14 protein-coding genes are annotated in these 19,946 nt (G+C 64.5%); 3 read left to right on the forward strand and 11 right to left on the reverse strand.

Features of this window, described 5'->3' with window-relative positions; translation table 11 throughout:
* Positions 1 to 8: 8 nt before the first annotated feature.
* The 8 genes from U0L91_RS05000 to U0L91_RS05035 form a co-directional block, all read right to left on the reverse strand.
* Complete coding sequence (locus U0L91_RS05000; RefSeq protein ID WP_330045116.1) at positions 9 to 2,873, reverse strand: insulinase family protein; 2,865 nt, start codon at positions 2,871 to 2,873, stop codon at positions 9 to 11.
* A 13-nt stretch (positions 2,874 to 2,886) separates the two neighbouring features.
* Positions 2,887 to 3,651 carry a LytR/AlgR family response regulator transcription factor gene (locus U0L91_RS05005; protein ID WP_330045117.1) on the reverse strand — a complete coding sequence of 255 codons (765 nt, stop codon included), beginning with the start codon at positions 3,649 to 3,651 and terminating at the stop codon, positions 2,887 to 2,889.
* A complete protein-coding gene (locus U0L91_RS05010; protein WP_330045118.1) occupies positions 3,626 to 4,156 on the reverse strand; it encodes a hypothetical protein in 531 nt (176 codons plus the stop codon). The genes U0L91_RS05005 and U0L91_RS05010 overlap by 26 nt, the downstream gene beginning before the upstream one ends.
* The gene (locus tag U0L91_RS05015; protein ID WP_330045119.1) at positions 4,153 to 5,895 is read right to left on the reverse strand and encodes an ABC transporter ATP-binding protein; all 1,743 of its coding nucleotides are present in this window, start codon (positions 5,893 to 5,895) and stop codon (positions 4,153 to 4,155) included. The genes U0L91_RS05010 and U0L91_RS05015 overlap by 4 nt, the downstream gene beginning before the upstream one ends.
* Positions 5,892 to 7,619: an ABC transporter ATP-binding protein gene (locus tag U0L91_RS05020; protein WP_330045120.1), complete on the reverse strand. Its 1,728-nt coding sequence runs from the start codon at positions 7,617 to 7,619 to the stop codon at positions 5,892 to 5,894. The genes U0L91_RS05015 and U0L91_RS05020 overlap by 4 nt, the downstream gene beginning before the upstream one ends.
* A 126-nt stretch (positions 7,620 to 7,745) precedes the next feature.
* Positions 7,746 to 8,591: an NAD(P)/FAD-dependent oxidoreductase gene (locus tag U0L91_RS05025; RefSeq protein ID WP_330045121.1), complete on the reverse strand. Its 846-nt coding sequence runs from the start codon at positions 8,589 to 8,591 to the stop codon at positions 7,746 to 7,748.
* Positions 8,591 to 8,905 (reverse strand): thioredoxin family protein, encoded by a 315-nt coding sequence (locus tag U0L91_RS05030; protein WP_330045122.1) that lies wholly within the window; start codon positions 8,903 to 8,905, stop codon positions 8,591 to 8,593. Before U0L91_RS05030 ends, U0L91_RS05025 begins: the two co-directional genes overlap by 1 nt.
* A 2-nt stretch (positions 8,906 to 8,907) precedes the next feature.
* Positions 8,908 to 9,840 carry a hypothetical protein gene (locus U0L91_RS05035; RefSeq protein WP_330045123.1) on the reverse strand — a complete coding sequence of 311 codons (933 nt, stop codon included), beginning with the start codon at positions 9,838 to 9,840 and terminating at the stop codon, positions 8,908 to 8,910.
* 162 nt (positions 9,841 to 10,002) lie between these two features.
* On the opposite strand from U0L91_RS05035, the gene U0L91_RS05040 reads away from it, so the two are divergent.
* The 3 genes from U0L91_RS05040 (at position 10,003) to U0L91_RS05050 (ending at position 13,464) form a co-directional block, all read left to right on the forward strand.
* Entirely contained in the window at positions 10,003 to 10,185 is a 183-nt protein-coding gene (locus U0L91_RS05040) for a hypothetical protein (protein ID WP_330045124.1), read from the forward strand.
* Entirely contained in the window at positions 10,175 to 11,293 is a 1,119-nt protein-coding gene (locus U0L91_RS05045) for an SLC13 family permease (protein ID WP_330045125.1), read from the forward strand. Before U0L91_RS05040 ends, U0L91_RS05045 begins: the two co-directional genes overlap by 11 nt.
* Positions 11,294 to 11,454: 161 nt before the next feature.
* Positions 11,455 to 13,464, forward strand: coding sequence for a fructose-1,6-bisphosphatase (locus U0L91_RS05050; protein ID WP_330045126.1), 2,010 nt, complete (start codon positions 11,455 to 11,457; stop codon positions 13,462 to 13,464).
* Positions 13,465 to 13,526: 62 nt separating this feature from the next.
* Here U0L91_RS05050 and U0L91_RS05055 read toward each other — a convergent pair whose 3' ends face one another.
* The 3 genes from U0L91_RS05055 to uidA form a co-directional block, all read right to left on the reverse strand.
* Entirely contained in the window at positions 13,527 to 16,328 is a 2,802-nt protein-coding gene (locus U0L91_RS05055; protein WP_330045127.1) for a glycoside hydrolase family 2 TIM barrel-domain containing protein, read from the reverse strand.
* Between the two features lie 81 nt (positions 16,329 to 16,409).
* On the reverse strand, positions 16,410 to 18,116 hold the full coding sequence (locus U0L91_RS05060) for a DUF2264 domain-containing protein (RefSeq protein ID WP_330045128.1): 1,707 nt from the start codon (positions 18,114 to 18,116) through the stop codon (positions 16,410 to 16,412).
* A 5-nt stretch (positions 18,117 to 18,121) separates the two neighbouring features.
* Positions 18,122 to 19,918: a beta-glucuronidase gene (gene uidA, locus U0L91_RS05065; protein WP_330045129.1), complete on the reverse strand. Its 1,797-nt coding sequence runs from the start codon at positions 19,916 to 19,918 to the stop codon at positions 18,122 to 18,124.
* Between the last annotated feature and the right edge of the window lie 28 nt (positions 19,919 to 19,946).

The raw sequence follows: 19,946 nt of genomic DNA on the forward strand, positions 1-19,946 counted from the left end.
GACTCCTTTCAGAGCGGAAGGATGGTGTCCAGCTCGTCGCCGCAGGCTTCCAGCTGGCGGCGGGGGCCCAGCACACAGACGGCGCTGTTCGCCGCAAAGTCCTGCATCCGGGCCGCATAGCCGGCCACCTCCCGGGTGGTGGCGGTCAGCATCTCCTGCCGGGTCCGGCAGAGTGCTTCGTAGGAAAGTTTTTTCCAGTGGTACGCATCGGCGGTCTTGCCCTTGTCCCGCGGCGTCAGCAGCGGATCGCTCTCACCGACGGCGCCGAGGATTGCCCCCGTGACATCCCCGGTGTACCCTTCCAGGAAGGCCGGGATCTCCCGGTAGCAGGCCAGCGAGTGGGCGGCCCCGGGGTCCCGGTAGGAGGAAAGGCTGGCAAGGCCGTTGTTGCGCAGCACCATGCCGGTGCCGTAGGCCCCGCCCCGCACCCGGATGCCGTTCCACAGATGTTCCAGAAAGACCACCCGCTTCATGACCCGGGCGTCGCCGCGGTTGGCGTCGGGGAAAGGCCCGCTCATTGCGGCAAAGGCGATGTCGGCGGGCAGCACAAAGCCCTCCCTGGCCGGGCCCGGCCAGGTCACGGCACAGCGGGACGGCGGGCAGAGACCGGCGGGCAGCGCATCGGCCAGCCGGCCGGCAACCAGACCGGCGCCGTCCGATGCGTCGGAGGTCACGCTGATCGTCAGCCGGGCGCGGGTGAAGAGCCGACGCATCAGCCCTTCCAGCTGTCCGGCCAGCGCGGGCAGCGCGTCGGGGCCTTCGGCTTCCCGCGCCTGCAGCCACTGCAGGAAGGCGATGCCGCCGGCATATTCCTGCACGGTGCACTCGGTGCGGAAAGCGGCCCCGGCCCGCGTCATTGCAAAGGCGTTGCCGCCCTCGGCAATCTGGCGCGCCAGCGCGGCACGGCGCTGGCGCAGAATCTCCCACAGCTTTTCGCGGTTGTCCAGCCGGGTATCGTCGAGCAGCTCACACAGCAGCCCGGTGCCCGCGGCCGCCCTGGCGTTCAGCATACTGGCCGAAACGCAGAAAAACACCCGGCAGCGCGAGAAATCCTCCGCCTCCCCGTAGGCTTCGATCCGGCTTTGCAGCGAACCGAAGGCGGCCCGCAGTTTCTGCGGCAGCACCGGTGCGGGGGTGGTGCCGGTTTCCAGTGCGCCCAGCAGCTCGCAGAGCAGCGAGGCCGCACACACCTCCTCCCCGGTCAGGTCGTCCGCCGCAAAGTAGAGATTCAGGTAGGTGATGCCGTGGGTGGGCAGCGTGTGGCGGAGCACCGGCAGCCCGCACAGGGTCAGCTCCTCGGTGGGCAGCCGTTCGGGCCGGGGAGCGATCTCCTCGGGGCGCAGCCGCGGAATGGCGGCCAGCGCCTCGGGGGCGTCGGGGGTGGTCTGCCAGCGCTCGGTGCGGTCCTGCAGTGCCCGGGCCGCCGCCCAGGCTGCCTCGTCCCAGCGGTCGGTCCGTGCCCGGATGCGGGATGCCTCGGCGGCGTCGCGCTCCGCCCCCAGCGTGTGGGAGGGGCGCAGGATCACCCGGCAATGGTGGGCGTTTTCCAGCAGGATCTGGCGGATCAGCTGCTCAAACCAGCCCTCGTCCACCCGGCGGTGCAGCTGGCGGAACACCGGTTCGACCGCAAGATTGGCCGCCGGATCGCCGCCGTACAGCCAGCTGGCGTATACCTGGGTGGCCAGCAGCAGGCCCTGGGGCATCCAGCCGCCCTGGCGTTCCCGCTCGCTGAATTCCAGATTGTCCAGCGTCGCGTGCACCCGCGCATGGTCCAGCCCCTGCCGCACCAGCCGGGACAGCTCGGACCGGACGGCGGCCTCGGCGGCTTCCAGCTTTTCTTCAGGGCAGTTCTTCACGGTCAGCAGCAGGTTGGGCTGCTCCACGCCGTCGTTGAGCTGCATCGTCACGTCCTGCGCCAGGCCGCAGCCCAGCAGGCAGCGGCACAGCGGGGCCTCGTTGTCGCCGCAGAGCACATCGCAGAGCGCCCGCAGCGCCGTCAGCCGCTCCCGGTCGCGGAAGGTCCCGGCCCCGTAGCCCAGTCCGAGCCAGAAATGCCCTTCCAGCGGTTCCTGCGCCCCCAGCGCATAGTCCACGACGGCGGTGCCGCCGTCCACCGGGGCCTGCAGCGGCGGCGGGGGCGGCGGCGTGCGGCGGTCATAGCCGTCCGAGAACGCCTCGTCCAGGATGCGGAGCACCGCGTCCAGGTCCAGTGCGCCGTCCAGGACAATCAGCGCGTGGGAGGGATGATACCACTGCCGGTGGGCGGCCGCAAAGGCTTCCCAGCTCAGTTCCGGGATGTGCTCGGGGTCGCCGCCCGACACCCAGCGGTAGCAGGTATCGGGGAAAAGGCGGCGGCTGACCTCGTATTCCAGCTGGGCATCCGGGGAGGAAAAGACCCCCTTCATCTCGTTGAAGACGACGCCCTTGCAGCTCACACGGTCGCCGTCCAGCTCATAGTGCCAGCCCTCCTGGGCGAAAATCGCGGGATTGCTGAGCAGCAGCGGATGGAACACCGCGTCCAGATAGACCCGCAGCAGGTTGTGGAAGTCCTGCTCGTTGCGGCTGGAAAACGGGTAGATCGTCTTGTCCGGAAAGGTCATCGCATTGAGGAAGGTGTTCAGGGAGGTTTTCATCAGTTCCACATAGGGTTCCCGCACGGGATAGTGCTCCGAGCCGCAGAGCACCGAGTGTTCCAGAATGTGAAACACGCCGGTGTCGTCCCACGGCTGGGTGGGAAAGCCGATGCAAAAGGTCTTGTTTTCCTCGGCGCGGTCCAGCCAGAGCAGTCTGGCGCCGGTGCCGTCGTGCTGCAGCTCCCACAGCACGGCGTCCAGCTCGTCCAGCACACGGCGGGAAAGCAGGGTGAATCCCATGAAAAAACCTCCTTTACAGGGTCAGGTCGGAATATTTCTTTTTCAGGACGGCCATCAGTTCCTTGTATTTTTCGCGGCTGAGGATGATCTCGCCGTCAAAGCCGTCCAGCGTGATGGAGTAGAGTTTCTTGTCGTTGTTGATGTTGATGCGTTCCACCCGTTCCAGGTTGATGATGAAGGAAGAGTAGCAGCGGTAGAAATGGCTTGTGCTGAGCATGGATTCCAGGTCGTCCATCGAATAGTTGGACACCGTGACCTCACAGCCGTCGGCACAGACGATGTATTTCTTGCGTTCCCGCCGCTCGATGAAGAGAATGTCGGCCAGGCGCAGCATCCGGTAGCCGTCCTTGGTCTTGACCATGATGCTGCGGGTCCTGGCATCCCGCTTGTACTGCAGAAGATCGTAGACATAGAGCACCCGCTCCACGGCACGCTGGAAGCGCTGCGGGTCGAGCGGCAGGGTGAACGCCGCCGTGGCGCCCACCGTCAGGCCCCAGAAGGCGGTATCCTGCGACGCGCAGTAGAGCACGGCCAGCAGGTCGGGCTTTTTCTGGGTGACGTAGCTGAGCAGGAAACTGCCGTCCGGCGTGCGGCGGGGGTCCCCCACATCGCTGCGGATGAACGCCGCGTCGACATCCTCGCTCAGCAGATACCGGCTTGCGGCATCGATGTCGTCAAAGGTGCGCACAATCTCAAATTTGTGGTAGAAGGCCAGCAAGTTTTCGATTTTTTGCAGCTGGTCGGGATCTTTTTCAATCAGTACCGTCCGGATCGGCATGGCCGCTGCCTCCTTCCGCCTCGGTGTCCTCCGCACAGAAATTGCGGAAGGCTTCCTCCGCCTTGGCGGCGTCCCCGGTGTAGGAGGAGGAGATGTTCAGTGCAAAGGGACCGCGCACCGCCGTGACGGGCATCATGGCGCCGCTGCCCCACAGATTGATGGCCCCGTCGTCCCGGGCGCCAAGGTAGGCGTTGTACTCGTCGCTGCCCTCCTGCAGGGTGCCGAGGTCCCACCAGTAGAGTTCCAGTCCGCTGTAATTGCGGGCCGCCGTGGCAATGCCGTCCGACAGCGGCGCGTAGTCCTCGCCGGGCAGTACGCCCTGTTCGACCAGATAGGCCGCCAGATCATCCAGCGACTTGTCCCACACCGGGTTGTCGGCAGAGACCCCCGGCTGGTCGCTGAGCCCCGACGGCTCGGTGAAATCCGGCGAAAGCCCGACGAACACCAACGCCCCGGCGGTGGCCATCACCAGCAGCAGAAGAAAGGAAATCGTGATCTTTTTCATACCGGCACCTCCAGCCGCTGTTTGGCGGCATACTCGCGGTAGGTCGGGCTGATGCGGGCCAGCACATCGGGTGTGCCGCTGGCCTCAACCTGGCCGTCCCGCAGCACGATCACATGGTCGGCACGGCGCACCTCCTCCATATTGTGGGAGATGTAGAGCACCGTGGGCACCCGGCCGTCCAGCAGGCTGTCCAGCACCGCGCCGGCGGTGCGGTGGTCCAGGCTGGCGGTGGCTTCGTCCAGCAGCAGGTATTCCGGCCTGACGAGCAGCGCCCGGGCAATGGCGATGCGCTGCCGCTGCCCGCCCGAGAGCCGCGTCCCGGCGGACCCCACCTGGGTGTCGTATCCGTCGGGCAGCTGGCGGATGAAGTCATCCGCGCCCGCGGCTTTGGCGGCCGCCTGGATGGCGGCGTCATCGGGCGGGGTCTTGGCGCCGTAGACCAGATTTTCCCGGATGGTGCCGGCCAGCAGCGGGGTGTTCTGCAGCACATAGGCGAACCGGCCGCGCAGGTCGGACAGCCGCACCCCGGCCAGGTCCTGACCGTTCAGGGTGATGGTGCCGGCGTCGGGACGGTAGAAGCCCTGCAGCAGCTTCATCACGGTGGATTTGCCGCTGCCGTTGCCGCCGATGATCGCCGTGTGCCGGCCGTAGGGAATCGTGCAGGAAACGCCCCGCAGCACGGGGTATTCGCCGTCAAAGCTGAACCGCACGTCCCGCAGCTCGATGTCGCCCGATGGGCCGAGCGGGCTGCCGGCGTCCAGCGCCTCGGTCGGGCGGTTCAGGATCTCGTTGACATGGCGCAGGCTGCCCTGGGTGCCCTTGATGGTCTGGTAGGGCGTCAGCAGTTCGCTCTCATACTGCTCGACCTTGCCGGAGTAGGTGGTGAAATCGTTGATGCCGGTGCTGGCCATATGGCCGGTCCGGATCAGCTGGGACCCGCCCACCGCGATCAGCACCATGTTCAGTTTGGTGTACAGGCTGAACAGCCCCGACTCCACCATGCCGAACAGCACGTTCAGAATGTCCGCCTTGTAGCGGTCCTCGATGGCCTGCATGCCTTCCTCGATTTCGCGCTCCTCCATACCCTGGGCCTTGACGTGCTTGGCGCAGGCAATGTGTTCCGAGAAGAAGGCCGTCATCGTATTCAGAGCCTCGTACTGGCGGCGGCTCGCGATGAACTGCAGCCGTCCGGTCAGGAAAAAGACCAGCGCGGCCAGCGGGATGGACACCACCAGAATCAGCGAGAGCTGACCGTTGTATTCAATCATCTTCATACAGGCGCGCACCAGCGCATAGAGCGAGGAGACCGACAGGAACAGCATCTGCAGGGCGCTGGCGGCCTGGGTGGCGTCGTTGGTCACGCAGGAGATCAGGTTGCTGGGGCCTTCCTCCTCGACTTCCTTCATCGGCAGGCCCAGGATGGCCCGCCACACGACGCCACGCACCCGCAGCGTGGTTTTCTGGGTGCCGTAGGCGGACAGGACGTTCTGGAATCCCACGATCAGCGCATACAGGATACTGACCAGCACATAGCCGATGATGACGCCGTTGTACAGTTCACCCTTGTTGACCCGGATGGTCAGGTCGGCAACCTGCAGGGCCAGCTCGGTCGCAGCGATGCCCAGCACAATCGCGCCGAGAAAATACACCCACGGAATCGGAAACCGGGTATACAGCCGCAGAAAGGGGCCCCAGAGCTTTTCCTTGCGGGGCTTTCCGGTTGTCTTGGCTTGCTTCATCGGTTCAGACCTCCTTCACCCACGAGCTGACGCAGGTACTGGTTTGTCTCATAGACTTCCTCGATGGGTCCGAACGCCGCCACCCGGCCCCGGTCCATCACAACCACATAGTCCGCTTTGAGCACGGTCTGGCGGTCATGGGCCACATACAGCGTGGTCTTGCCGTGCATCAGGCGGGACACCGCGTTCCAGACGGCATCCTTGGACTGGGCATCCATCGCGGCGGTGCCCTCGTCCATCAGGAAATAGGCGGAATTCTTCAGCATCCCGCGGGCAGCGGCCAGTTTCTGCTTCTGCCCGCCCGAAAGCCGGGACCCGTCCTCGCCCACCTGGGTGTCATACCCCGCGGGCAGGCTGCGGATGTAGTCGAGCAGGCCCACTTCCTCGCAGATCCTGTCCAGCTCGGTGTCCTCCACCTCGCGGCGGACACCGAAGACAAGGTTTTCCCGGATGGTGCCGGACAGCATCGTGGATTCCTGGGTGATGTAGGTCAGCGCCGCACGGTAGCTGCGCTTGGCAAAGCGGCGGATGTCGTCCGACCCGATGCGGATGGTGCCGTCCTGCGGGGTGTACAGCCGCTCGACGAGATTCAGCAGGGTGGTCTTGCCGCTGCCCGATGGTCCGATCACGGCGGTGGCCCGGCCCTGGGGAATCGTCAGGCAGAGATCGTCGAAGAGCGGCGCCGCGCCGTAGCCGAAGCGCAGGTGGTCAAAGACGATGTCGCCCTGCAGGGCATCCACCGGATCACCGGCATCGCGGTCCTCCTCGGGTTCGGCCATCACGGCGGAAACCCGGTTGGTGGCGCCCTGGGCGGACTTGAGGCTGGTCCAGTAACCGGTGTAGGCGGTCAGGTTGTTGATGATCTGGTTGGCAAATGCAAAATAGGCCACCCACTGGGCCAGCGTGATGGAACCGTCGGCGTAGAATCCGCGGCCCACCATGACAATGACAATGAATTGCAGCGCGCCCACCAGCACATACACCGGCGAGACAAAGTTGGTGACCCAGGCGTTCTGGATGGAGGTCTTGTAGTAGGCCCTGGCCCGGCTGCCGACGGCCTGGTCCTCCCGCTGCTGGGCCGAGAAGGATTTGATCAGCATGGCCTGGCCGGTGCGCTCCGACACGGCCTCGGTCAGTTCGGCGGTGCGGCGGTTGACCTGATCGCTCAGGCCGAATTTGAGCTGACCGGCCAGCACGCCGATGACCACCTGCAGCGGCAGCAGCACCAGCGTGGCGACCATCAGCCGGGAATTGTAGGAGCGGATCTGCACAAACAGCCGCACCGTGGAATACAGTGAGGTCAGCGCCAGCAGAAAGACCTGCATGATCAGTGCGCTGATCGTGCTGATATCGGTCGTCACGCGGGAGATCAGCTCCTTGGGCGCGTTCTGCTGGTAATACCCGAAGGGCAGCCGCACGATTTTCTGCCAGACGGCCCGGCGCAGATTGCGGTCGATGCGGGCCATGCAGATGCCGCTCAGGATTCCCGAAACGCTGCCGATGACCAGGCTCACCAGCGAGACAACCAGAAAGGGAATCACAACGCCCCAGAAATCCACGTTGCCGGCGTACAGCTGGGCGGTGTACTCGGTGGCACTGACGCCGACGTTGGTCAGCAGTACGTTGGCCACAAGATAGCCCACGATCCAGACATAGGGCAGCCGGGCTTTCCACAGCATGGAAAAGAACCGGCCCATCGAGCCTTTGGTCTGCTTGTTTTGCATTTGCGCTCATCCTCTCTTATGGGATGGACCGCGCCCGTGGGTACGGTGCGCGGTCCTGCCAACGCCTTCCGTGCGCGGTGCGCAGGGAACGTCAGTGGTCCATTCCGGCCGGCGGCGTTTTGGGTTTCAGGCTTGTTGTTTCTCCTTCAGCCAGCGGAGTGCGGTATGTACGGCCACATTGCCCTCCCCCACCGCCTTGGCGTACTGGTACGGACGGCCGGTGCAGTCCCCGGCGGCAAAGCAGCCGGGAATGTTGGTCTCCAATTCGCGGTTCACCGCGATGTGCGCCCCGTCCATCGCAAGGCCCGGCATCAGCACGGCCGGGGAGACGGAATCCTTCAGGAAGAAGATCCCGTCCACGGTGCGATCACCGTCGGCGTAGGTGATCTGCAGTCTGCCGTCCTCGCGCCGGATGCTTTTGGGGAATCCGGTCGGCTCCCCGGCGGCGTCGGGCGCGGGGTAGCTGCGGCTGACATAGGCCCTGCCCGCCAGCTGCACCAGAAACGTCACTTCCTCCTCAAATGCGGGGTTGGTTGAAACCACGGCGATGGTCTTGCCGCGGTAGAGCGCGCCGTCGCAGGTGGCGCAGTAGCTCACGCCCTGGCCGACATACTCCAGCTCGCCAGGCACCGCCCCCGCGGTGCTGACTCCCACGGCCAGAAGGACGGCCCGGGCCTCGTACATCGTCTCATTGACGCAGGCCGTGAAGGAATCCCCCATCGCATAGATGGAGTCGATGCGCTCCTCCCGGATTGTCAGACCCATCGCCCCGACCTGGTCCTGCAGGATTTTCTGAAAATCGCAGCCCCGGACCCGGCACAGTCCGGGATAGTTGGCAATCTCGGGCGCCTGGGCAATCTTGGGGCTCAGCGCCCGGCTGCCGAACCACAGAAAATCCAGCCCGCGCGCCGCGGCGGTCAGCGCGGCCGAGATGCCGGCCGGACCGCTGCCCACAATCAGCAGATCTTTCATCAGAACAGGTACCCCGCGATCATCTCCCGCAGCTTGTCGGCCGGAATCACGCCGAGGTGGCTTTCCGCAAACTTGCCGTCCTTATAGAACTGGACGGTGGGCACGGCGTGGATCTCAAACCGCTCGCCCAGCGCCGGTTCGGAGGTGGTGTTGACCTTGACGATATTCACAAAGGGCATTTCGGCCGCGATGTCCTCCAGCACTTTGCTGAAGACCTTGCAGGGGCCGCAGTGATCCGAGAAAAAGTCCACGATCACAAAATCCTGCGCGACGAGCGAATCAAAGGTTTCGGCGGTTGCATACTGAATGGCCATGATTATTCCTCCCAATAAAGATGTTTGCGGATGTAGCCGGATACGGCATCGTAGTAGTGGACGCGGTACTGGATGGCTTCGTAGTACTCATACGGATAGGCGGGGCGGTAGTCCTCGGCGGTGAAATGCCAGGCCTCGGCGTTCTCTTTCAAAAAGGTCTCGTACCCTTCCCGGGTCACCGCAAAGCCGTCCGTCTCGGCCAGTTTGCGGCCCATCAGCATCTGCCAGGTGTTCTGCCAGGCATCCCGCTGCAGCATTGCCACCAGCTCGTAGTAGCTTTTGACCGGGATGCGCCCGTCAAAGTCCCGGGCGGTCATCGTTTTCAGGTCCATCCCGTCCAGCCGGGAAATCACCGTCAGCCGGTTCAGGTCCCAGTCCACCGACTGCTGCCAGTCGGCCTCGTCGATCAGCACCTCGCTGCGCTCGCGCACCGTGCGCAGCACCGCCTGGATGACCTCGTAGCTGTCATTGGTGAACTGCTCGTCCAGCGCCTGTTTTCTCAGATAGGCGCGGTACTGTCCGACCGTCTGCACGCCGTCAATGCCCAGCGCGGCCACCATCCGGTCCTCCAGCGGCGGCACGCACCGCTTGAGGATGTCCGTCACGGTCACCGTCACTTCGCTGCCCCGGCAGCAGAGCGTCCGGGCCGTGCCCACCCGGGCGCCGACCAGCTTGTACTCCTCGTCCTTGCCCAGCAGCCCGGCGCCCACTGTGATCTTGGCCGCGTCGCGCCGGAACCGCGGGTCGGACGACTCCATGCGGCAGGTCACCACATCGCCCGGGGCGGCCTCGTCACCCTTTTCCCAGGTGATATAGGGGTAGACCGCACGGTCCAGCTCCTTCTGCAGCTTTGCCCCGTCAATCTCGGGGTGCCGCCGGAAAGGGGTGATGTCCACCTGCTCCAAGGGGAACATCGAGTAAACTTTGGATCGCAAGATGTTTGCCTCCCATCTATCATACCTTATATTTATGAACTCAGTATACAAAATCCGACAATCCTTCACAACAGAACCTGTCAGATCTGCCGGATTCCCTGCCGAATCTGCCGGATTTCGGGCCGCGCGCTCCGCCGCACGGCGCAAAAGGTCTGACTTTTCATGCAGGAGCTGCCGGAAGACTGTTCCGGGCCCAAACGCCTGTTTTTCGCATCATCGGCAAAATCCCCGGGCAGGGAGCGACAGAATCTGCAAAAAAGAATTGACAGCCGGGCGCCGATTTTCTATAATACACAAGGTAAAATGAAAACATACCCTGAAGAGGCGTTTTGGGATGAAGTGTAAAGTTTCCGAATCATTGGTTTCCTTTTTCAAGCGGGAGACGGTGCTGTGCATTGCGGTGTTGCTGGCGCTGCTCTCCATGCTGATCAACCCGCCGAGCCCGGCGTATCTGTCCTACATTGACTGGGACACGCTGGCCATGCTGTTCAGCCTGATGGCCGTCATGAAAGGCTTTCAGAAAGCGGGGTTGTTCCTCTGGCTGGGCAACCGGCTGCTGCGCCGCACCGACACCTCCCGCAAGATGCTGTTTGCGCTGGTCTTTCTGCCGTTTTTCTTCAGCATGTGCATCACCAACGATGTCTCGCTGATCACCTTTGTGCCTTTTGCGCTGATCGTGCTGCGGATGGCCGGCCAGGAGCGGCTGGTGGTGCCGCTGGTGGTGCTGCAGACCGTAGCGGCAAACCTGGGCAGTATGCTCACCCCGATGGGCAATCCCCAGAACCTTTACCTGTACACCAAATCCGGCATGAGCTTCGGTGCGCTGGTGGGGCTGATGTTCCCCTACGCGCTGCTCGCGGCGGTCTGTCTGGCGGTGCTGATTGTGCTGTGCGGTTCGGTCCCGGTCCACTGCGATTCGGTGGAGAGCCATCTGGCCGGGCCGCGCACGCTGACCGTCTATGCGGCGGGTTTTGCGCTGTGCCTGCTGGGCATCTTTGACGTGCTGCCGCCCGTCATCATCCTGGCCATCACGGCGGTTTTCCTGATCTTTGCGGACCGCGGGGTCCTGGCTTCGGTGGACTATTCGCTGCTGGGCACCTTTGTGGCGTTCTTTGTCTTTATCGGCAACCTGGGCGGCGTGGAGTGGTTCCGCTCCTTCCTGGCCTCCATTCTGGAAGGCCATGTGGTGCTTGTCTCGGTCCTGGCCAGCCAGGTCATCAGCAATGTGCCGGCGGCGCTGCTGCTGTCGGGCTTCACGACGGACTGGCAGGGACTGCTGATCGGCTGCAACCTGGGTGGTCTGGGCACGCTGATTGCCTCGATGGCCAGCCTGATCTCCTACAAGATGGTCGTCCGCGAACACCCCGAACAGCGGCACACCTATCTGGTGTGGTTCACGCTGTGCAACTTCGGGATGCTGGCGCTGCTGCTGATCGTCGGGCAGCTGTTCTGAACTTCCGGCAAGGCCGGGCCCTCTGGGGTCCGGCCTTTTGTGTTGGGCAATCTGACGGTTCCGGCCGGCCGTTTTGCGCGCTTTGTGCCTTGACGGCGCCCCGCCGCGAAAGGTACAATAAAAGGCAGGAACCAAACCGCAGCAAAAGGAGGCCGAGTTGTATGGACGAACGCACTGCGGAGATCTCGGACAATCTGAAATATCTCAAACTGCTGGCACGGGATTACCCCACCCAGGCCACCGCGGCCAGCGAGGTCATCAAGCTGGAAGCCACGGCCAAGCTGCCCAAGGGGACCGAGCATTACATCAGCGATCTGCACGGCGAGGACGAAGCCTTCATCCACATCCTGAACTCGGCCTCGGGTGTCATCCGGGAAAAAACCGACCGCGTGCTGGGGTCCTCGGTGCCGGCTGCGGCGCGGGCCGAGCTGGCCACGCTGATCTACTATCCGGTCCAGAAGCTGCCGATGCTCAAAAAGCGCTGTACCAGCGAGCAGAGTCTGAACGACTGGTACCGCATCACGCTGCTGCGGCTCATCGACATCTGCCGGATGGTGTCCAGCAAGCACACGCGGGAATATGTGCGCGGGTGTCTGCCCCGGGGCTGCGGGCACATCATTGACGAGCTGCTGCACGCCCATTTTGAGGATCACAACAAATCGCTGTACTACGGCCAGATTGTGGGCAGCATCATCAAGAACGGCCGGGCGGACAACTTCATCATCCGGCTCTGCGAGCTGATCAAGCGGCTTTCGGTGGATAAGCTGCACATCATCGGCGACCTGTTTGACCGCGGTCCCCGGCCCGACCTGATTCTGGACCGGCTGCTGCGGCACCACAATGTGGATTTTCAGTGGGGCAACCACGACGTGGTCTGGATGGGCGCCGCGGCGGGGAGCGCACTGTGCTGCTGCACGGTGCTCAAGACAACGCTGGCCTACCACAACCACGGCATGCTGGAGGACTTTTACGGCATCAACCTGCGGCATCTGCTGCGGATGGCCGAGCAGTATTACGGCCAGGACGATCTGACCCTCTGGATGCCCCACACCGACGAGGCGCGCGGCCCCTACACCGAGGGGATGCTGCACCGCTGTGCGGTGATGCACAAGGCCATCACCATCCTGATGCTCAAGCTGGAATGTCAGGTCATTGACCGCAACCCGGATTTCAAGATGCAGGGACGGGATTTCCTGCGTCACATTGACTACTCCGCCGGGACGGTGGAGCTGAACGGCAAGGTCTATCCGCTGCGCGACACCGCCTTTCCCACCGTCGACCCGGCGCACCCGGCGCAGCTGAATCCCGACGAGGAATTTGTGCTCAAGAAACTGGTGGATTCCTTCCGCAACAGCGAGAAGCTGCGCCGGCACGTCGAGTTCCTGTATGCCAAGGGCGGTGTGTATCACATCGAGAACGGCTGTCTGCTCTTCCACGGCGCGGTGCCGATGACGGAGGACGGCAGCTTTGCGGCCGAGACCTTTGAGGGCCAGACGCTGCAGGGCCGTGCCCTGCTGGACTACTGCGATCTGCGGGCCCGCCGGGGCTACTATGCGCCGGAAGGCTCCGACCAGCGGCGCAGCGGGCAGGATTTTCTGTGGTATCTGTGGTGCGGCAAGCTGTCGCCGCTGTTCGGGCGCAGCGCAATGACCACCTTTGAACGGCTGTACATTGCCGACGAGAGCACCCACCGGGAGATCAAGGACCCCTACTACACCTGGTACAATGACGAGGCGGCCTGCTGCCGGATTCTGGCGGAGTTCGGGCTTCCGGGCAGCTGCCACATTGTCAACGGCCATGTGCCGGTGCGGGAGAAAGAGGGGGAAAGCCCCATCAAGGGCGGCGGACGGCTGCTCGTCATTGACGGCGGGTTCTGCCGCGCCTACCATGAGCGAACCGGCATTGCGGGCTATACGCTGGTGTATTCCAGCCACGGCATGAGCCTGCGCACCCATCAGCCCTTTGAGACCGCCGAGAAGGCGGTCCGGGAGAATCTGGACATTCTGTCCCGGGTGGATGTCGTGGACGACAACCACACCGACCGGGTCCTGGTGGAGGACACCGACGAGGGCGTGGCCCTGCGGGCCCGGGTGGAGGACCTGCACCGCCTGATCGACGCTTACCGGCTGGGCCTGATCAAGGAGCACCCGACCGACGACAGCATCTGGTAAAACGCAAAAACCGGCGCCTTCCCTGCCTGGGAAGGCGCCGGTTCTTTGATGGGGATTGTTATTTACCGCAGCAGGATGCGGAACTCCACGCTGTGGTCCTCCTGGCCGCTGACGTGCCAGGGTGCCTCGACATCGGAGCCCCAGCTGTCAATTCCGCCCACACCGCGCACGGCACCGAGCACCGACACGGCAGTGCGTCCCGTCGCGGGCAGCTCGGAGAGATGCTGTGCGGACTCGATCTCCAGCGCCGTGTTGGGCAGTGCGCTGAAGGTGAATGGGGTATCGGTCATCTGCAGTTCAAGGGCCGCCCGGCAGCCGCCGCTGACGCCGCGCTGTTCCAGACGCACGCGCTGGGTTCCCCAGTGGGTGCCGCAGTCCTGGGGCACCAGATGCGGCGTCAGGTGCGGTTCCTCCTCGTGGCAGCCGAAGATGCCGCCCTTGCAGCGGTCGGCGCAGGTTTCGCCGGAAAGGCCGGTCCAGACGGTCCGGCTCACCGGCGCGGCGGTCTGGAACTTGACGCCGAACACCGGCAGCTCGGGGGCTTCCGGCGCACCGTGGTAGACGGCCTTGACCCGCAGAGCGCCCCCGGTTTCCACCGTGTAGAACAGCTCTGCCCAGATGCCGGGCACCGCGGCGGTTTCAAAGCGATACACCATCCGGAACGCATCCGCGCTCTCGGCGAGCACCTCGTACCCCGTGCAGGCCGGGAAGGCATCCGCGGCCATCCAGGCGCCGCTGCGGCGATCAAAGCCGTTGCCGCGGTCATTGTCAGTGCAGGCACGCCAGAAGGCCGGACGCGGAGCGCGCCAGAGCCATTCGGTGCCGCCGACCCGCAGCGAAGCGGGACCGCCCTCGGTCAGCGAGAAGAGGATCTCGAATCCGTCGCCCCGCACGCCGATGTTGCCGTCGCCCCGGGTCACGGTCAGCGGGCTCCGGGGACGGCTCTCCCAGGCCGCGGCCAGGCTGCGGCGGCTGCGGTCGGCTGCGGCGGCGTTGCGGGCATCCTGCGCGGCGCGGGCGGCCGCATCGGCATACCAGTAGCGCACTTCCTGCATGGCGGGCTTTTCGGTGCCGTCCGCAAAGACGATGCCGTTGCCGCTGAAGTTGTAGTCCGTCGTGCGCTCGCCGAAATCACCGCCGTAGCCCAGCACGCGGCGTCCCAGCGCATCGGTGTGCCAGAGCGCCTGGTCCATGTAGTCCCAGATGAAACCGCCCTGGTACTGGGGGAACTCCTCGGCCAGGCGGATGTAGCTCTCCATGCCGCCCAGGCTGTTGCCCATATCGTGCATATACTCGCAGAGCAGGAAGGGCTTGGCCGGGTGGGATTCCAGGTATTCCCGGATTTCCCAGGGCTTGGCGTACATCCGGCTCTCCATATCGCTGATATCGTCAAAAGCGCGGTTGTGGAACACGCCCTCATAATGCACCAGACGGCCGGGGTCCTTCTCGTGGAAGAAGCGGCTCATGGCACGGATGTCCTCGCCGGCATAGCTCTCATTGCCGCAGGACCAGATCAGGATCGCACAGTGGTTCTTGTCGCGCTCGAACATGCTCCGGGCACGGTCCACGACGCAGTCCCGCCATTCCGGCAGGCTGCCGGGGACATTCCAGCTGGGGTCCACGGCGCCGAGTTTCTGCCAGCTGCCGTGGCTTTCGAGGTTGGTCTCGTCGATCATGTAGATGCCGTTGCGGTCACACAGTTCATACCACAGCGTCTGGTCGGGATAATGGCAGGTGCGCACCGCATTGATGTTGTTGCGGCGGAACACCTCCATGGCGGCATACATGTCCTCGGGGCCGATTGCACGACCGTCCGCGGCGTTCCACTCATGGCGGTTGACGCCGTTGAACACGACGCGCTCCCCGTTGAGGCACATGACGCCGTCCTTCATCTCGAAGCGGCGGAAGCCGATGTCATAGGGCACGACCTCCTGCACGGTGCCGGCGGCATCGGTCAGGGTCAGCGTGACATGGTAGAGCACCGGCGCCGTGTGCGACCAGGGCGTGATGCCCGCCAGCTCGATGGTCTGGCCGCCCGCCGTGTCGGTGAGGTCCTCGTCAAAGAGGGCAAAGCCTTCCCGGTCCTCGATGCGGCAGTGCACCGCAGCGCCCTCGGTGCGGCCGCTGAGGCAGAGTACCGGGGTCAGCAGACCGACGGTGTTGTCCTGCGACAGGTCCGCCCGCAGCCAGAGGTCCTCGAGATGCAGTTCCGGCTTGGCGTAGAGATAGACCGGGCGGAAAATGCCGGAGAACCGGAAGAAGTCCTGGTCCTCGATCCAGGCTGCGCTGCTGCGCTTGTATACCTCGACGCACAGGCGGTTGTCGGTATCCCGCAGGCAGTCGGTCAGGTCAAATTCCGAGGGGGTGAAGCTGTCCTCGGCATAGCCCACAAAGGTGCCGTTGCACCAGAGGTAGAACGCCTGCTCCACGCCCTGGAAGCTGACGCAGACGCGCTTGCCGCGCAGTCCCTCGTCGAGGTCGAAGAAGGTCACATAGCTGCCCACCGGGTCGTTGTCCAGATCCACCTGCGGCGGACGCAGGGCGACGCGGCCGTCCCAGGGGTAGAGGGTGTTGGTATATTGCAGCTGACCGTAGCCCTGGGTTTCGATGTGGCCGGGCACGCGGATGGACCCGAAGGAGGAGAGATCCGCGTCCTCACGCCAGAAATCGGCGGGGCGGACGGCGGGGCAGGCACTGTAGGCAAAGCGCCATTCCCCGTCCAGGCTCTGCCGCAGGCTGGTGCGGCGGGCGGCGGCTTCCTCGGCCGTGCGGTAGCAGACATGGTCAGAATGGGCATCCAGCCGGTTGACCCGGAAAATGGTGGGGTCGCTCAGCCAGCGCAGATCGGGTGTAGTCGTCTTCATATCGTTCCTTTCTGCCGCAGACAGCGGCAAAAGGTCCAGAGAGGGCACGGCGGGCGCGTCCTCTCTGAACCTCTTACCGAGTTATCGGCTTTCGCTTTCAACGCGGGTTTCCAGCGTCACGCTGCCGACCGGGATGTCGTACCGGACGGCGGGGATCACCGTGTTGACCGCATACAGGCTGGTGTTGGGCCAGGCATCGACGATGACGCCGGTGCCGCCCTCCTGACCGGTGACCGAGCAGCTCAGCTTGTCGTTGTGGGCCTCGGCGGCCGCATCGGCGGCGGAGGAGGCGAACCCGGCGCAGAACTTGGGCACCGCAAAGCCGCAGTCATAGGCCGTGCAGGCGATGCTGCTCTGGACGGTATGGCGGCGGATATGGCCTTTTCCGGTGGGGATCAGCTCGGTGACAACGGTGATGCCGGCAAACGGAGACCACTTGCTGATCAGGCGGTCGCCCCAGAGCTGGAAGGATTCGCTGTGACGGCGGATGAAGGTGTAGCCGTCAATGACGAAGGCCAGCATGCTGTCCGGCGCGGCCTGCTCAAGCTGCACATAGCTGCGGCTGGCCGAGAAGCCGAACCGGGTGTTGTAGACGAACTTGCCGTATTTCTCGCTGAACTGGCCGTGTTCGTTGTACTCCACTTCGGCGGGGGCGTAGGCGTTGACCTGGCCGTCCGGCAGGCGCTGGAAGAGCAGGTCGGCGCTCTTCATCGCGTAGAGGGCGGGCAGTTCGGGCAGCGGGGCGGACTCGGCGCTCCAGAAGGGGTGATCCTCCGGCAGGGCCATGACCAGGAAGGTCTTCATGCCCCAGTAGGGGCTGCCCGGGGAATTGTAGCGCTCGCTCATGTAGAGCTGGGGATAGGTGTAGCCGATGGTCAGCACGCCGTCCCGGTCAAAGATGGGGCGGGAGCACCACCAGTCCAGGTTGCGGGTGATGATGCCCTTCATGACGGGCAGCGGCAGGGGCTCGAGGCCGGCAAAGACGCAGGCCGAGTAGAAGGCGCACTGGCCGAACCGGTAGCCCAGGCTGCGGCCGTAGGGCAGCGCGGCGCCGTTGGGGTCAAACCAGTAGGCGAATTCCCGGCCGAAAGCCATCGCGCGCTCCCGGAACTTGCGGGCGCGGGCGGGGTCCCGCTTGGCCGCAAAGACGCTGTACAGCACGCCGTAATACTGGATTGCCCAGGGGATGTAGTAGTCACGCTGGGGCTTGATGTCCGGCGTGCCGTCGGTGTACCAGCCGTCGCCGACATACCAGCTGTCCACCTCGTCGAGGTCGCGGTACATCAGTTCGATGTCGCAGGGCATGCCGACCGAATCCAGGGCCAGGTTGACCAGCACCCGGAAGAACAGCCAGTTGCAGTGGGGCAGCTCGTGTTCGTTGATGGTGTTCAGCCAGCGGGCCAGGTTCTGCTTCTCGGCATCGGTCAGGGGGTTCCAGACGATCTGCGGCACCTCGAGGATGGCGCAGCCGATGGCCGCCATCTCGACAAAGAGCTGGTCATAGTCGGCGGGATCGCCCCAGTATTCGGGGCCCCGGGGATCGGTGCCGCTGGCCAGGCCGCGGCGGTAGATCCCGGCAAAGTCCTCGGCCTTGCCGCCGCCCAGCCAGTAGGGCGCCAGCGCCCACAGCGGGCGGGAGAAGCCTTCCATCCCGATGGTGCGGCGCGGATAGGTCACGCCGGTCTCCCCCAGCTGCAGCAGGGCGCCGCCTTCGGAGTAGAGCGGTTTGAGCGGGTCCAGAATCCGCAGCATCAGCGATTCAAAATCGCTGCGAGTTTTCAGTTCCATGGATGTCACTCCTTATAGCCAAAGTTCGGGATGCCGGCCCAGCGGCGGCGCAGGAGATGGGCGGCCAGCTTGGGACGGCGGTCGCGGGTCAGCACGCCCTTGCGGTTGCCGCCGACGCGCATGGGGCCCTGGATGGTCGCAAAGTCCGCAAAGTTCCAGAGCAGTTCGCCCACAAAGAAGGGCCGCTTGTCGATCTCGGCATTGATGCGGTCAAAGTATTCGGCCTGGTATTCCTCGCTGAACATGCCGGCGCGGGTATCGTGCAGACCCTCGACGGTGTCGGCACCGTACTCGGTGAACATGACGGGTTTGCCCTGCTCGGCCCAGAAATCCAGCTCCTCATTCCAGGCGCTGCAGGCCGCATCGAGGTCACCGGACAGGTTGTACCAGCCGTAATAGCGGTTCAGGCAGACCACGTCCATCGTGCGGGTGGTGATGTCCTTGGTGTAGTCGTTCTGGCAGCAGACCAGCGTGACGGGGCGGTTCTGCGGGTCCAGCGCATGGGCCAGCTCATAGAGCGGACGCCAGTAATCGTAGGCCGACTGCGGGAAGTGCTCGAGATCGGGCTCGTTGCCCAGGCTCCACATGATGACGCAGGGATGGTTCTTGTCGCGGTCGATCATGTCGGTCAGGACATCGCGGTGATGTTCCGCAATCGGGAAGGTCTTGTAGGGGTCCTGGGCCGCGCCGGCACCGATGCCGACGGCGGGCGTCTCGTCGATGACCAGGATGCCTTCCCGGTCGCACAGGTCATAGAATTCCTCGCTGTACGGGTAGTGGCTGGTACGCACGGCGTTGGCGTGCAGCCAGTGCAGCAGCGAGACATCCTTGACGTTGAGGCAGACATCCAGGCCGCGGCCGTGGAAGGCCGAGTCCTCGTGTTTGCCGAAGCCCTTGAAGTAGACCGGCTTGTCGTTGAGCAGCACCCGGACGCCGTCCACCCGGATCTCGCGGAAGCCGAAGGTCTGGTCATACAGATCGGTGCCGAACCGGACGCGGGCGGTGTAGAGGTTGGGCGTGCCGGGCCAGGGTTCCCACAGCTGGGGCGCGGGGACCGTCACGGTGCCCTCGGTACCCTCGGCGCGGGCGACTGTGCTGCCGTCCGGCGCCAGGATCTCGATCTCGGCCTTACCCTCCCCGACCGTGTCCAGACGATACTCCACGCGGCCGTCATTGTGCGGCACCAGCGTGATGTCCCGCAGATAGGCGGCGGGGGTGGTGCAGAGCCAGACGGGGCGATGGATGCCGGCAAAGTTGAAGAAGTCAAAGTTGGGGCGGTTCTGCGGGGCGGCGCTCGCCTTGGCGTGCTCAACGCTGGGGATGCCGGCGTTGTCGCTGCCGAAGAAGGCGATCTGGCCGGGCTCGTTGCCAACCGGCAGCGTCGAGTGATCCACCCGGTTGTCGCAGGCAACGGTCAGGCGGACGGTCTCGCCGGGATGAAGCAGCTCGGTCACCTCGGCCTCAAAGGGCAGGAATCCGCCCTTGTGCTCGGCGATCAGCTTGCCGTTGAGCCAGACGCGGGCCTTGTGGGTGACGGCGCCGAAGCGCAGCACGACGCGCTGGCCGGCACACAGGGCCGGCAGCGTGATATCCCGCTGATAATACGCCCAGCCGTAGTGGTCGCGCAGTTCGCGGTCCTCGCCCTGGTCGTTGTAGCTGGCGGGCACCGCCATCCGACGGGGTGCGGGCAGCGGCGCGGCCGGGTCGATGTCCCCGCCGTTCAGGTCATGGCTGAGGCAGAAATCCCACAGCCCGTCCAGTCCCACCCGAAGGCGGGCGGCATTTTGTTGCGGATACAACATAACGGTTTCACCTTCCTGTTCTTGTGAT

Origin of the sequence: Gemmiger sp. (assembly GCF_036306485.1) — a bacterium.
Classification (GTDB): domain Bacteria; phylum Bacillota; class Clostridia; order Oscillospirales; family Ruminococcaceae; genus Gemmiger.

Bases quoted from the DNA above. Each gene is read 5' to 3' on its own strand.
- U0L91_RS05000 (WP_330045116.1), bottom strand. From the start codon at position 2,873: ATGGGATTCACCCTGCTTTCCCGCCGTGTGCTGGACGAGCTGGACGCC.
- U0L91_RS05005 (WP_330045117.1), bottom strand. From the start codon at position 3,651: ATGCCGATCCGGACGGTACTGATTGAAAAAGATCCCGACCAGCTGCAA.
- U0L91_RS05010 (WP_330045118.1), bottom strand. From the start codon at position 4,156: ATGAAAAAGATCACGATTTCCTTTCTTCTGCTGCTGGTGATGGCCACC.
- U0L91_RS05015 (WP_330045119.1), bottom strand. From the start codon at position 5,895: ATGAAGCAAGCCAAGACAACCGGAAAGCCCCGCAAGGAAAAGCTCTGG.
- U0L91_RS05020 (WP_330045120.1), bottom strand. From the start codon at position 7,619: ATGCAAAACAAGCAGACCAAAGGCTCGATGGGCCGGTTCTTTTCCATG.
- U0L91_RS05025 (WP_330045121.1), bottom strand. From the start codon at position 8,591: ATGAAAGATCTGCTGATTGTGGGCAGCGGTCCGGCCGGCATCTCGGCC.
- U0L91_RS05030 (WP_330045122.1), bottom strand. From the start codon at position 8,905: ATGGCCATTCAGTATGCAACCGCCGAAACCTTTGATTCGCTCGTCGCG.
- U0L91_RS05040 (WP_330045124.1), top strand. From the start codon at position 10,003: ATGCAGGAGCTGCCGGAAGACTGTTCCGGGCCCAAACGCCTGTTTTTC.
- U0L91_RS05045 (WP_330045125.1), top strand. From the start codon at position 10,175: ATGAAGTGTAAAGTTTCCGAATCATTGGTTTCCTTTTTCAAGCGGGAG.
- U0L91_RS05050 (WP_330045126.1), top strand. From the start codon at position 11,455: ATGGACGAACGCACTGCGGAGATCTCGGACAATCTGAAATATCTCAAA.
- U0L91_RS05055 (WP_330045127.1), bottom strand. From the start codon at position 16,328: ATGAAGACGACTACACCCGATCTGCGCTGGCTGAGCGACCCCACCATT.
- U0L91_RS05060 (WP_330045128.1), bottom strand. From the start codon at position 18,116: ATGGAACTGAAAACTCGCAGCGATTTTGAATCGCTGATGCTGCGGATT.
- uidA (WP_330045129.1), bottom strand. From the start codon at position 19,918: ATGTTGTATCCGCAACAAAATGCCGCCCGCCTTCGGGTGGGACTGGAC.